Source organism: Paenibacillus sp. UNC499MF (assembly GCF_900107975.1).
Lineage (GTDB): Bacteria > Bacillota > Bacilli > Paenibacillales > NBRC-103111 > Paenibacillus_F.
Map to the genome: position 1 here is coordinate 117,060 of NZ_FNVF01000003.1, position 12,533 is coordinate 129,592.

11 protein-coding genes are annotated in these 12,533 nt (G+C 54.1%); 3 read left to right on the plus strand and 8 right to left on the minus strand.

Translation table 11 applies throughout. The annotated features are described in order from the left end of the window. Positions 1-4 precede the first annotated feature (4 nt). The gene (locus C4S74_RS08570) at positions 5-1,516 is read right to left on the minus strand and encodes a hypothetical protein (RefSeq protein ID WP_103994928.1); all 1,512 of its coding nucleotides are present in this window, start codon (positions 1,514-1,516) and stop codon (positions 5-7) included. Between the two features lie 101 nt (positions 1,517-1,617). Then, the gene (locus C4S74_RS08575; protein ID WP_009674367.1) at positions 1,618-2,181 is read right to left on the minus strand and encodes an outer spore coat protein CotE; all 564 of its coding nucleotides are present in this window, start codon (positions 2,179-2,181) and stop codon (positions 1,618-1,620) included. Between the two features lie 1,445 nt (positions 2,182-3,626). Here C4S74_RS08575 and C4S74_RS27190 point away from each other — a divergent pair. Continuing rightward, positions 3,627-4,355 carry a hypothetical protein gene (locus C4S74_RS27190; protein ID WP_103994930.1) on the plus strand — a complete coding sequence of 243 codons (729 nt, stop codon included), beginning with the start codon at positions 3,627-3,629 and terminating at the stop codon, positions 4,353-4,355. 71 nt (positions 4,356-4,426) lie between these two features. On the opposite strand, the gene C4S74_RS08590 is transcribed toward C4S74_RS27190, so the two are convergent. The 5 genes from C4S74_RS08590 to C4S74_RS08610 form a co-directional block, all read right to left on the minus strand. After that, positions 4,427-5,413, minus strand: a complete 987-nt coding sequence (locus tag C4S74_RS08590) for an aromatic acid exporter family protein (protein ID WP_103994931.1) — start codon at positions 5,411-5,413, stop codon at positions 4,427-4,429. A 109-nt stretch (positions 5,414-5,522) separates the two neighbouring features. Beyond that, positions 5,523-6,407: an ABC transporter permease gene (locus tag C4S74_RS08595; protein ID WP_103994932.1), complete on the minus strand. Its 885-nt coding sequence runs from the start codon at positions 6,405-6,407 to the stop codon at positions 5,523-5,525. Then, complete coding sequence (locus tag C4S74_RS08600; protein WP_103994933.1) at positions 6,404-7,195, minus strand: ABC transporter ATP-binding protein; 792 nt, start codon at positions 7,193-7,195, stop codon at positions 6,404-6,406. The genes C4S74_RS08595 and C4S74_RS08600 overlap by 4 nt, the downstream gene beginning before the upstream one ends. A gap of 84 nt (positions 7,196-7,279) precedes the next feature. Then, positions 7,280-8,287, minus strand: coding sequence for an ABC transporter substrate-binding protein (locus C4S74_RS08605; RefSeq protein ID WP_103994934.1), 1,008 nt, complete (start codon positions 8,285-8,287; stop codon positions 7,280-7,282). A gap of 150 nt (positions 8,288-8,437) precedes the next feature. Beyond that, positions 8,438-9,958 carry a carboxypeptidase M32 gene (locus C4S74_RS08610; protein ID WP_103994935.1) on the minus strand — a complete coding sequence of 507 codons (1,521 nt, stop codon included), beginning with the start codon at positions 9,956-9,958 and terminating at the stop codon, positions 8,438-8,440. A gap of 110 nt (positions 9,959-10,068) precedes the next feature. Here C4S74_RS08610 and C4S74_RS08615 point away from each other — a divergent pair, with 110 nt between their 5' ends. Beyond that, complete coding sequence (locus C4S74_RS08615; protein ID WP_103994936.1) at positions 10,069-10,392, plus strand: iron-sulfur cluster biosynthesis family protein; 324 nt, start codon at positions 10,069-10,071, stop codon at positions 10,390-10,392. 68 nt (positions 10,393-10,460) lie between these two features. Beyond that, the gene (locus C4S74_RS08620) at positions 10,461-11,063 is read left to right on the plus strand and encodes a carbonic anhydrase (protein ID WP_103994937.1); all 603 of its coding nucleotides are present in this window, start codon (positions 10,461-10,463) and stop codon (positions 11,061-11,063) included. 141 nt (positions 11,064-11,204) lie between these two features. Here the strand turns inward: C4S74_RS08620 and C4S74_RS08625 are convergent, their stop codons facing one another. Continuing rightward, positions 11,205-12,401 carry a sugar MFS transporter gene (locus tag C4S74_RS08625; protein ID WP_103994938.1) on the minus strand — a complete coding sequence of 399 codons (1,197 nt, stop codon included), beginning with the start codon at positions 12,399-12,401 and terminating at the stop codon, positions 11,205-11,207. Between the last annotated feature and the right edge of the window lie 132 nt (positions 12,402-12,533).

A 12,533-nucleotide genomic window follows, 5' to 3' on the forward strand; every position in this document is an offset into this window, starting at 1 on the left:
TCTATTATAGCATGTTTTCCCGTGCGTCATCCTGTTTCCGTCCGTAGGGACCGATTTTCCAGCTCCGCCGGAAATCGGCGAGTTCCTGCCAGCCTTCCATGCGCCGGGACTGTTCCCTTAGCGGACGCAAATACCTGGCGAATTCCCCGTACATGGGCTGTTTCTCGAGATCCGCCCATAAGCTTTCCGCGGCATCCGCGAGGGCCGGCTTATTGCCGGCATAATAGTTCTCCTGCGCGTCGAGGTCGTCCAAGGGCCGCCGGTCCAGCTCGTAATAGCGGTCCGCGATAATCCGCGCAAGCGAGAAAACGCCGAGGGCGATTTCGGGCGAAACGAGCCAGCTCGGGAGCGTCCGGTACTCGAATCCGCCGTGCCGCTGCCGGCGGTAATCCCCGAGAAGCCCGTAGCGCGGGCGGCGCAGCGCCGTCGTCTCCCCCTCGATCATCATGAGAGGGAGCGCCAGGTAGTTATCCAGCGCGCGCAGCAGGTGCGAATTCAGCCAGCAGCGGCTGAAATGAACGTGCCCGCCGAGCGGAAAGCCCGGCAGCGGCATGCCGCCGGCGATCCAGGCGAGGCTGTCGTCGCCGATCTTGCGGGCGGCCGTACGCATCGTCCGGCGCAGATTGGCGGCCAGCTGCGCCGGCTCGCTGCTCGGCTGCGGCCGCAGCTCGGCCAGCGGCAGAATGACGCGGTGGCCGCTGAGCACGATCGCGTCGCAGCCGACCTGTCCTTCCCGCTCCAGGTACTTGGAGGCGGATACGACTTTGCCGCGCGGATTGACGAGCAGAAACTCGGGATCGCTCCCGAGTACCGCCGGCTCCGTCCGCCCCAGCTCCTGCGAGAGCTGCACGGCGTAACGCCCGATGGCTTGCGCGAAGAGCGCCGCGAGCGGCCGGTCGGGCTCCGGCGCAGGATCCACGCGCAGCACGAGCGTCCTGCCGGACGGCTCGATCGCAACATGCACGAGGCCGTAGTCGAGACCGAGAGCGTACACCGCCTTGACCGACTCGCGGACGGCGCGCTGGGTGTGAAACGTCTGCTGCTCCAGGCTCACTTCCTGAAAGCCGGACGGCTCTGTTCCGGCCGAGCCTGGAAGAAGCAGCAGGTTGTTTTTCTGCCGGTAGACGGCGAGGGCTTCCATATGGAAAACCGGAATGCGGTATTCGTAGGAATAAGTTCCGCCGCCCCGGCGGATGCCGCGACCGCGGCGTTCGGCCTCCGTACCTCCCCGGGAACCGTGGATCGTCCGGATGCCGTGTACGGCAAGCTGTATCCTTGCGTCCTCTTCCCTCACCGCCAGGGAGACTGCTTCCGGAGTCTGCAGCAGAGTGCGCCGGGGCATGGCGGCTAAATCCCCCGCCTGCTCCGCAGTTAGTTTGCCCCAGGCCGCGATTCTTGCAGGCGTTTTGTCCGGGAGCTTTTCCCCATGCGGAATATTCAGAAGATCCAGTTCCCGGCCAATGACAGAAGCCGCCTGCTTATTATCCCGCCCGGAGTACAGCACGAAGAGCTGCATAGTCGTCCTCCTCCCGGCTGCCCATTTTTATCCGGAGAAACAAAAAAGAGGGCAAACGCCCTCTGCCCCAGCTTCTTCCGGTGCATAAGATGAATTATCCTTTAACTTAAATCATCTTCCAGCAGATCGGGGTTTAAATCTTCGAAATCTCCATCATCGCTGATGAGATCGAAGTCTACATGCTTCTCTTCGAAATCTCCGCCGTTCGGATCCACAATCACGTGCACTTTCGTTTCCGCCGTCAGCTCCACATGAAATTCGCGCTCTACGCGGATCAGCACGTTCCCGCCTCCGGAGATGCTCGCTTCCACACAGTTCGGTTCCTGCGTTGCGACCGCAGAAACTTCCGCCGTGGCAGACTTGTGCCGCTTGTCGAGATACGACAAGCCGACTACCTCCGCATAAGATACCGTTTCTTTCGCGACATCGGTTTTCGTATTCCGATCATACGAATACCAGATGTTGATATCGTAAGTACCGACGACCTCGACTCCCTCTCCAGACTTGACGGCTTCGTACTGATTGTTGATAATCCAGGCGCCTAAGATACTGGTTGGAGCATGAGGCGGAGTCACGGTATGACTTACGTGCGAAAATTTGCGTCCTTTGCCGCAGACAGCTTTCACGATGATCTCTCTGCTTTGCAAATTTCTATCTATTGACATCCTTTCAACCTCCTCCATGCAATCATTCATTACAAGTGTATGCAGGACATAGGCGATTGTTGATTGAACGGACACAATCCAATCAAGATAATTTGTAAAATCCGCATTAAATCAAGCTGCGTCTTCTTATAATAGTTAAATGGAAACAAACCGATTTAGATGAAAGCGGGCCAGTTTAGGGTCTGTCTTCAAAAACCGGCTGCGGTTGAACGCAGCCGGTTATCTTTTTGTCCAGTTTCGTGCACGGGCTTAAACGTGTCGTGTTGCTCTGGCGATATTGTGCAGTTGCTTTTAAATCTCCATCAAATAATCATCCGGTTCCTGGAACCATACGACTCAAATCCGGCAAAAAGAAAAAAGCCGGCAGTCTTCGTTACACACATCGGATTCTGAACGATTTTATCATACAGAATTAAGACGTTTTCCCATTTACTCACTTCCCAAACTCACATAAAATAATGAGAGACTTTTTTATTTTCTACAAAGGTGTGAAGAAGGAGCATGCATAACAGGAAAAATAAACGCTGGTACTTTTTTAGTCTTTCGGCACTTTTTTTGTTAGTTCTCTCTCTGTTTGTTTTCAAAAATTTTTATCCGGAACCCTACTTGTTATATATGTACGGAAATTTCATTCTACCCATTATTCTTACTGGGCTTGCTTTCGGCTCTTTAATGCTTAATGAAAAAGATGAATTATTAACGTTAGCGTTTCTATTTGCAGCAGCTTTCTTTTATTATTTCTTTGAGTTTGAAAAGCTCCTCTTGGTTAAATATTTATTGACAATAATCCTGCCGATAATTTTTATCATAAGATTATTTCAGTACTTTAAAAGGAAAAAATTATTTTAAGCCTTTATTGGCGATCATGCCCGTCAAGTATACACAAACAAATGATAGTCTAATTAAGCTGCGGCCGTTTCCCCGTTTTATACCGGGGCACGGTCGTTTGCTTTTCCTGATCTCTGTGCCCATTCAAGCATTTCACCCAGCTCCAGGAGCTCCTGCCCGCCCCGGACTGTCATCGATAAAAACCCAATCCCCCATACTCCCTACGGTCCTACAAAGTGATTATTTTCACAAACTCACGAAAATACACCAAGAACGGATGAACATAAATAAGAGATTTGAGAAAGTTCAACGCTTTCACCATGGTTATAATGCCTGTTGTCGTATACGGCCGTGGTTTGAGGCTGGCAACATACGGGTTAAGCGCATTTTGAATAAAAAAAAAAGCCCCTGAACAGGGGCCTTAAATAGTAAGGTATCTCATTGTCCACTATCACTTTATGTACCCTATAAAAGTTTGATTGGACTTAATTGATAGACACTAGACGAATGCCCCTCCGCATGTACCTCTTTTTCCAATAATAGGTTAACGTCCTTTCGTACATGAGATACCTGTCATAGGATGATCTTGTATTAAACATTCCGAGGAGGTATCTTAAATGAATTGTCCAAAAAGAAAAAGATGTCACAAAAAAACAGTTATCGTGTGTAAACCGAAAAGAAAAAATAAAGTCGTTATCGTTAAAAAGAAAATCGTAAGAGTATCCTGTCCTCCGCCCAACGTAAACGTAACGCCCCTTCCCGGACCTCAAGGCCCGCAAGGACTTCCAGGTTTAACGGGACCCCAAGGCCCGCAAGGACCTCAAGGTCTTACCGGCTTAACCGGGCCTCAGGGAATCCAAGGTCCTGCCGGACCGCAGGGACCCGCGGGCGGAATTTCATCCTTTGCCTTTTTGTGCAGCACAGAGGCGCAGACGATAGCCGCGGCAGCCGTACCGGGAGGGCAAGGCGGGGCCGTATCCTTTAACGGCTTCGTCATCAACGCCACAGCCGTCACATTCGCGCCTCCGTCCAGCATTGTCATAAACGAGAGCGGCTTTTATAAAATAACTTACGAAGTGTTCCCTACACCCGGAAATAACGCTTTCGGCTTGTTCTTCGACCCGGATGCGGCCGGCCCGGTCCCTCCGGCTTTAGTACCGTGCAGCAACTACGGAACCAATGCCGGAAACAATCCGTACACCGGGCAGGTACTCGTTCAATTAACGGCCGGCGGAGTATTGACCTTAAACCGGATAGATAATACGGGCGCGTTAACTCTACAAAACGCAATCGGCGGAGGAACTCCGACCGTAAGCGCCTCACTTTCGATCGAGAAACTGGCCTAAAATTCGAATCAACGATATAAAAATCCGGGCCTTCAGGAGGCTCAGGGGAATCATCCAAAATAACCATAGGATCAGGAGCGCGCGGAAGCGGGCTTCTGTTTTTTTTGTTTTTTGGCGATATTCAAATACTGGTTCAATTCCCGGGTTAACTGCTGGAGAGCCGCTCTCGCCTCAAACTCGGAAAGCGTCTGGGGCAGCGTCTCCATCTTGAAGTTCGCCTGCAGGGCGGCCAGCTTTTTCTCCGAACGTCCGGTGTAGTAGTCTACCTTGCAGTCCCTGCTCAGCTCTTCGAAAATGGAAGCGAGACTTTCCCCGAGAGGCAGTTCTCGGCTTACATGGGACACCAAGAGCGCCATCCGCTGAATGGATTCGAACTGCTCGTTGCGCATGTAAAAATAAAGCTGTATGTCCGTATAGGCATGGGTGCCGAAAAGCAGCGCGTTCTCAAGCGAGCGGCTGGCGGTCTCGGTGCCCGTTTGCAGCACTTCGTCCAGCTCCAGGAGCTCCTTGCCGCCCCAGACGATCGTCGTATCCCGGAGATGCTCGGCGATATGCAGAAAGACGTCGGAGAAAAGTCCTTCGACTTTGGCCCGGTAAAATTCGATTTCTTTGTCCGCCTTGGGCATATACGAAATGTTGATCAGTGTCGCGGTGCCGAGTCCTACGATAAGAAGGATGATTTCATTTAAAATAAGCGGCGCGCTGATCGACTGCGCATTGTATAGATGGAACATGGTTACGGACGCCGTGACGGCCCCGTCGCTCAGCTTGATCCGGTGGAGGACCGGAAACACAAGGAGCACGAAAAGGCTGAGCACCCACACGTGGAAGCCGAGCAGGCTGAACAGCACGGAGCCGAAAAGTACAGCCAGAATGGATGCCGCGATCCGCTGAAACGCGTTGTTGATGCCGCGGCGCTTCGTCACCTGCACGCCGAGAATGGCAAGAAGCCCTGCGGAATTGGGGCTGGTTAAGCCGATCCACTGGGCCAAGGTAATCGAAACGATGACGGCCAAAGCCGTTTTTAAGACGCGAATGCCGATGAAAGGAATATTCATAGATGTATGCTCCGTCATGTGGATATTTTCTGCTTCGATTATTCCATGTTCGGCGCTTCAGTTCAAGTCTGCCGGTCACAGGGTCCGGAAGTTCAGGCTTCTATCAGGCTTACCGCCGGGACATCAGTTTATTCTCCAGGTAGACGACAGCCTGATACATAAAGGTCGCGACGATTGCGATAACGACCAGGCTCGCGATTACGAGGGTGAAGTTAAACACCTGGAAACCGTACACGATGAGATACCCGAGTCCCATTTTGGAAACCAGGAACTCTCCGACGATGACCCCGACCCAGGCAAGGCCGACGTTCGCTTTCAACGTTGCCACTATCGTGGGAAAAGACGCGGGAAGAATCACTTTACGGAAGACCTCGCCCCGGCTTCCTCCGAAGATTCGGACGACTTTGACGTAATTGTCGTCGACCTCCTTGAAGCTTCCGTACACCACAAGCGTCGTAATGATGACCGTCACCGACAGCGTCGTCGCGATAATGGACAGCATTCCGGGACCGAAGCCGACGATAAAGAGCGGACCCAGCGCCACTTTCGGCATGCTGTTCAGCACGACGATGTACGGATCGAGCACGCGGGACAGGAAGGGCGACCACCAGAGCAGCATCGCCAGCGCCGTTCCGAACAGCGTACCCAGCACGAAGCCTACCACCGTCTCATAGACGGTATATCCCGTGTGGGGAAAAATGGAGCCGTCCGCGATTTTGGAAGCCAGGAGCACGAAAACTTTACTCGGATAGCTGAACAGAAGCACATCGATCCACTTCATCCGGCCCGCGGCTTCCCACAAGCCCAAACTGACGGCCAGGATAAGCAGTTGGGTCACGCGGACGCGAACCGCCGTTTTGCGTTTGCTTTCCAGATGGGCCGCATGGATCGTTTCCGCAAGCGTTCCGCCGCCCGTATGATCCGAATCGCGCGCCGCCGGGCCGGAACCGGCTTCTTTATGTCGTGCAGGTCCACCTGCCGGATCATGACTCATGCTTCCGTCCCCTTTCCGCCCATGCGTTCGAATTCCTGCCAAATCTCGTGGAAAAGCTCATGGAAGCCCGGTTTTTCTCTCGCTTCGAAAGGCAGCGTCTGCCGGATGTGTTCCGGAACGGCGATTTCCCGCCGGATCCGCCCCGGATGCGGTTCAAGCAAAATAATCCGGTCGCTCATCGCGATGGCTTCCGTAATGTCGTGCGTAACGAGCAGCGCCGTTTTGCCTCGCGAACGAAGCGTCTGCACGACGAGATCCTCCAGCTGCAGCTTCGTCTGATAATCGAGCGCGGAGAACGGCTCATCCAGCAGCAGCAGCTCGGGCCCCGCGGCCAGCGTCCGGACGAGCGCGACACGCTGCCTCATTCCGCCCGATAACTGGGCGGGCCGGTAATCGCGGTAGGCGGCCAGCCCCATCTCCTCCAGGAGATGGTCAACGTACGCCTCCGTTTCCTTGTTCAGCCTGCCCAGCAGCTCAAGTCCGATAACGGCATTGCCGTAAATCGTCCTCCACGGAAACAGGTAATCCTGCTGGAGCATATACCCCACCCGGGAAGTGGGCGCATCCATTTCCCGGCCGTTAATCAGCACCTGCCCCCGGGTCGGCCTGATCAATCCGGCGATAACGGACAAAAGCGTCGTTTTGCCGCATCCGCTCGGACCGATCAGGCTGACGAATTCGCCGGGACGGACGGTCAGTTCGATGTTTTCCAGGGCCGGATTCGCCTGGGCGTCCGACACGTATACATGCGTCATGCCGCTAACTTGAACCGTAGCCGCTGTAGCCATGATCGCATCCCTCCTTATCCGCTTGCACGAGAAAGGCCCCGCAGCCTGAACGGGCAGCCGTGCCGGTGAGCAAGCCCTGCCTGCTCACTTCACATTCACCTTGGCCTTCTCGGCAAAACTGTTGTCCACCAGCTTGCTCCAGTCGGCCTTCGTTTTCAGCTCACCCGCCTGGGTCATAACGTCCTGGAGGTTGTTCCATTCCGCCTCGTCGATAATGGGGTCCCCGGCATAAGTATTCTGGTCTTTATACCGTTTGACCACGCTCTTGACGATTTCCGGATCGGTATCCTCAAAATAAGGCAGGACCGCGGCCGCGATTTCATTGACGCTTTTCGTCTGCATCCAATTCTGGGCCCGCTGTACGGCATTCGTAAACTTCTGAACCGCGTTCGGGTTTTTCTTGATAAAACTTTGTTTCGCCATATAGACGGTGTACGGCAGCTTGCCGCTTTCGACTCCGAACGAGGCGAGGACGTAACCTCTTCCCTCTTTCTCGAATACGGAAGCCTGGGGCTCGAAAAGCTGGACATACTCTCCGGTACCGGACGAAAAAGCGGATGCGATGTTCGCAAAATCGACATTCTGAATCAGGTTCAAATCGTTATGGGGCTCGATGCCGTGCTTGCGCAGCGCAAACTCGCCGGCCATTTGCGGCATTCCGCCCTTGCGCTGACCGAGGAACGTTGTTCCTTTAAGCCCGTTCCAATCGAAATTTCCCGCCGGTTTCGTACGCGATACGAGAAAGGTGCCGTCCGTCTGCGTAAGCTGGGCAAAGTTGATGACGGGATCTCCGCTTCCCTGCTGGTGCACGTAGATCGACGTTTCCGATCCGACCAGCGCCACGTCGATGCCGCCGGAGAGCAGCGCTGTCATCGTTTTGTCCCCTCCCGCCGTAGTCGTCAAGTCTACCTCCAGCCCCTCATCCTTGAAAAAGCCTTGCGAAAGCGCGACATATTGAGGCGCGTAAAAGATCGATCTCGTCACTTCACCGATACGGATTTTGCTGACTTCTTCCTGTTTCGAGCAGCCCGGCAGAATCAACCCCGCCAACAGCACCGACAGCAGGAGGAAGACGATGGACCTGCGTTGCATGGGCGTCTCCTCCATTCTTCTTAATTGCTATCAGCATATGCACAAGCAGGCGGGCGGGTTAACGGCCGGAGGGCTTTAGGCACAAAAAAACGCCCCGAAAGGCGTTGGCCGAAGCGGCCAACGTCATCCGGGGCGTTTTTACAACTTCTATCAGCTTAAGCCGTAGAGCGGCTTATATTTGTCCTTGAGGTAATCCACCAGATACTGCGGATTGAGGTCCTCGCCCGTCACGCGGCGGACGATCTCGTTAGGCGTCTGGGATTTTCCGTAGCGGTAAATGTGCTCGACCAGGAACTGCTTGATCGGTGCGAAATCGCCTTTGGCAAGCAGCTCGTCAAACGCCGGAATCTCTTTGCGCAGCGTGTTGGTGAACTGCGCGGCGTACATGTTTCCGAGCGCGTAGGACGGGAAGTACCCGAAGGAGCCGCCTGCCCAGTGCACATCCTGAAGCACGCCTTCCGCGTTCGTGTCCGCCTCGATGCCCAGGTACTCGCGGTATTTCGCGTTCCAGGCTTGAGGCAGGTCGGCGACTTTGAGCTCGCCGCTGAACAGCGCTTTTTCAAGCTCGTAGCGGATCATGATGTGGAGATTGTAAGTAAGCTCATCCGCTTCGATCCGGATCAGAGAAGGCTCGGTATGGTTAATCGCCCGGTAGAACGCGTCTTCGCTCACGTTATCGAACTGTCCGGGGAAGGTGCGCTGCAGGTCGGCGTAATAGCGGGACCAGAACTCGCGGCTTCTACCTACCATATTCTCCCAGAAACGGGATTGTGACTCGTGAATGCCCATCGATGTTCCGGTGCAGAGATTCGTGCCGATCAAGTCTTCGGAAATGTTCTGCTCGTAGAGCGCATGACCGCACTCGTGAATCGTACCGAAAAGCGCGCTCGTCGCGTCTTCGGGCAGGTAGCGGGTCGTAATCCGGACGTCGCCCGGGCTCAGACCGGTCGCGAACGGATGAACGGTTTCATCCAGGCGTCCCGCTTCGAAGTCGTAGCCCAGTTCTTTTAAGATGAACAGGGAGAAATGCTTCTGCTTCTCCTTGTCGAACGTCTGGCGCAGGAACGAGCGGTCCGGCTGCGGTGCCTTCTTGATATCGGCCAGAAGAGGCACCACTTCGCTGCGGAGAGCTCCGAACACTTCGTCCAGCTTCTCGACGGTCATGCCCGGCTCGTACATATCGAGAAGGGTGTCGTACTTATGCCCTTTGTAGCCCCACAGCTCGACGAACTCCAGATTCGTCTCCACAATTTGTTCCAGATAAGGCTGGAACATGGCGAAATCGTTCTTCTCTTTCGCCTCTTCCCAGACGCTTTCCGCTTTGGAGGTCAGGACGACGTATTCCTGGTATTTCTCGGGCGGAATCTTTTTGCTGCGGTCAAATTCCTTCTTCGCTTCCTGAACGATGCGGCGGTTCGTTTCGTCCAGCTCCTCGATGCGTGCCGTATCGGAGAGAAAATCCAGGTATTCGCCCATCTGGTCGGATACCGACAGCCGGAACGCTTCGGTGGACAGCTCGCCGAGTACTTCGGAACGCTCGGACACCCCCTTCTTGGGAGCGCCGGTGCGCAAGTCCCAATAAATGAGGCCGACTGCTTCTTCATAATGTTTTATTTTACGTATGTATTTGCGGAATTCATCCAGTTTGCCCTGATAGTCTGTCTGGCTCATGGTGGATTCTCCTTTCACTAAACAGGTATAATGTCATCATACTTTCTACGCGGGAGATAATCAAATTCTTCCGTTTGTGATACAATTGATAAAAAGGAGGGAGCTTACGAATGTATATTCACTTTAGCGAAGCGGCCGTCGAAGCCCTTGCGAACCGCCTGCCCCAGGACGCGATCCTCAGGCTGTTTTACGATACGGAAGGCTGCGGATGCGCGCTGGCCGGGGTAGCGGCTCTTCAAATCCAGGCCGCTCACACCGAAGGCGACGTAGACGCGCGCAGCAATGCGTTCACTGTGCAGTACGATCCTCGCAAAGAAGTTTTCTTCGAGGAAAATCTGTCGGTCGACTACATGCCCCAGCGGGGAACCTATGTCCTGAAAAGCAGCCAGCAGACCTACAATCCGGCCATGAGACTGGTCAACTGCGTGAACTAGCACAAGGCGGCCTTCAGGCGGTCTTTGCCATAAAAAAGAAACCATACAATAGAAGCGGAGGATTATGCATGAGCTTGATATCCGAAATTCTCAATTACAATGAATCTTTTGTGGAGTCCAAAGAGTACGAACAGTATTTGACTACGAAGTTTCCCGATAAACGGATGGTTATTCTGACCTGTATGGATACCCGTCTGGTGGAACTGCTTCCCAAGGCGATGAACCTGCGCAACGGCGATTCCAAGATTATTAAAAATGCCGGCGCACTCGTCTCCCACCCTTTCGGAAGTATTATGCGGAGCATTATTGTGGCCGTATACGAGCTGGACGCCGATGAAGTTCTCGTAATCGGACACCGCGACTGCGGTATGACCGGCCTGAACTCCGAGAAGGTCCTGAGCAAGGCGCGGGATCGCGGCGTGCAGGAAGAAGTGCTGGACACCCTGCATAACTCCGGTATCAACCTCGACAAGTGGCTGACGGGCTTCGAGCATATCGACGAAGCGGTCGTCGGAAGCGTGAACATTATCCGCAATCACCCGCTCCTGCCGAAAAATCTTCCGGTACACGGCCTGGTCATGAACCCGCAGACGGGTAAACTCGACCTGCTTACGGAAGGATACGACGCTACTCCCATAAAAACGAACCCCGAAGAGTATCCGTTCATTTAATTTTCCGGAACGTTACTCAGCCGACTGTTTTACATACAAAAAAACCGCCTTTCGGCGGCAGGCGCTGCAAACGCATTGCGCCCGCCCGAAGGCGGTTTTTTTATTGACTGTAGGCGGTCGTCAGCCGCCGGATCTGCCGCATCAGGAAGCCTGCGCGGATTGGTCCGGTCTGCGCGTTTTTTTGTAGACCGCCTCGACCACAGCAAGACCGAGCAGATAGAAAACGGCGAAGCCGACCGTCATCCAGAGCGCCCGGGAAGTGCCCGCATGGTCCATGACGTATCCGATCAATGCCGGAAAAACGGCTCCCCCAAGACCCGCCAGTCCGGTAATCAGACTTGTCACGAGCCTGGCGAGACCCGGAAACGTATGGTTGGCGTACACCATCGTAATCGAATACACGCCGGACAGCAGCAAGCCAAGCGCAACAATCAGGACATACCCCGTCCAGATGTTTTGCAGCACGATGAAGGCGGCCAGCACGAGCAGGCTGCTTGCCATACTGATAAACAGAAACCGGCTGTAAGTGACTTTCCGGATAATCCAGCCCGTTGCGAGACGTCCCAGGACCATCGCTCCCCAGAACAGACCGACGCTTAGTGCCGCAAGGAAAGGTGCCGCATCCAGGTACGAGATAAAGATGGAAGACAAGAAGTTGTTCATGCTTCCTTCGATGCCACAGTACATAAAAATCATAAATCCGAAGAAAACGAGCAGCAGCCATTTTACACGGGCCGACATGTTTTCGGGCGGCGCCATGTTGCTCGCATCTTTTGCGGCGTTATCGTCGAGATCCGTTTTGGAGTAGGTAATAAACACCCACACGCCCGTCATTGCAAGAGCCATGACTCCCGTAACCACGAACGAGTATCTCCACAAATCCATCGAGATCAGCAGGCTGGAGATGACGGGCATCAGCAGAGCCCCCAGGCCGAACGAGACTTCAAGGTAGCTCATCACAACCGCCCGGCGCCCCACAAAAACCTCCATCATGAGCGTCGCCACAATCGTTTCGACGGCAGCCGTTCCGAGACAGTTCATAAAGTTGGTAACCAGTAGAGTCGAAAACGGCGGCAGCGACCACATCATAAACTGGGAGCCGGCAATAATCAGACAAGCCAGCGCCAAAATCTGCTTTTCGCTATAACGGTTTAATAATAGAGTCGCAACCGGCACTCCCACGAGAAACCCGATAGAGCCCCAGAAAACAAGCTGGCCTCCCATCGTGTATGTAACATCATAGTGCTTTAAAATTTGCGGTAAAACGGAACCGATCGTGGTGATGACCAGTCCCGCCAGAAAATACATCACGTAGGATGCTTGTGCAAAACGTTTCAACTCCGACTCACTCCTCTATCGACAGGGCGGGTTCTTTCCGGTCCTAACGCCCGATCGTATGCTGGTTAAGCGTTCTTATCCCTGTTTCTCCGGATTAACGCGTCCCCTCTATGCTAGTAAAGGAAGCGGAAT

Bases quoted from the DNA above. Each gene is read 5' to 3' on its own strand.
- C4S74_RS08570 (WP_103994928.1), bottom strand. From the start codon at position 1,516: ATGCAGCTCTTCGTGCTGTACTCCGGGCGGGATAATAAGCAGGCGGCT.
- C4S74_RS08575 (WP_009674367.1), bottom strand. From the start codon at position 2,181: ATGTCAATAGATAGAAATTTGCAAAGCAGAGAGATCATCGTGAAAGCT.
- C4S74_RS27190 (WP_103994930.1), top strand. From the start codon at position 3,627: ATGAATTGTCCAAAAAGAAAAAGATGTCACAAAAAAACAGTTATCGTG.
- C4S74_RS08590 (WP_103994931.1), bottom strand. From the start codon at position 5,413: ATGAATATTCCTTTCATCGGCATTCGCGTCTTAAAAACGGCTTTGGCC.
- C4S74_RS08595 (WP_103994932.1), bottom strand. From the start codon at position 6,407: ATGAGTCATGATCCGGCAGGTGGACCTGCACGACATAAAGAAGCCGGT.
- C4S74_RS08600 (WP_103994933.1), bottom strand. From the start codon at position 7,195: ATGGCTACAGCGGCTACGGTTCAAGTTAGCGGCATGACGCATGTATAC.
- C4S74_RS08605 (WP_103994934.1), bottom strand. From the start codon at position 8,287: ATGCAACGCAGGTCCATCGTCTTCCTCCTGCTGTCGGTGCTGTTGGCG.
- C4S74_RS08610 (WP_103994935.1), bottom strand. From the start codon at position 9,958: ATGAGCCAGACAGACTATCAGGGCAAACTGGATGAATTCCGCAAATAC.
- C4S74_RS08615 (WP_103994936.1), top strand. From the start codon at position 10,069: ATGTATATTCACTTTAGCGAAGCGGCCGTCGAAGCCCTTGCGAACCGC.
- C4S74_RS08620 (WP_103994937.1), top strand. From the start codon at position 10,461: ATGAGCTTGATATCCGAAATTCTCAATTACAATGAATCTTTTGTGGAG.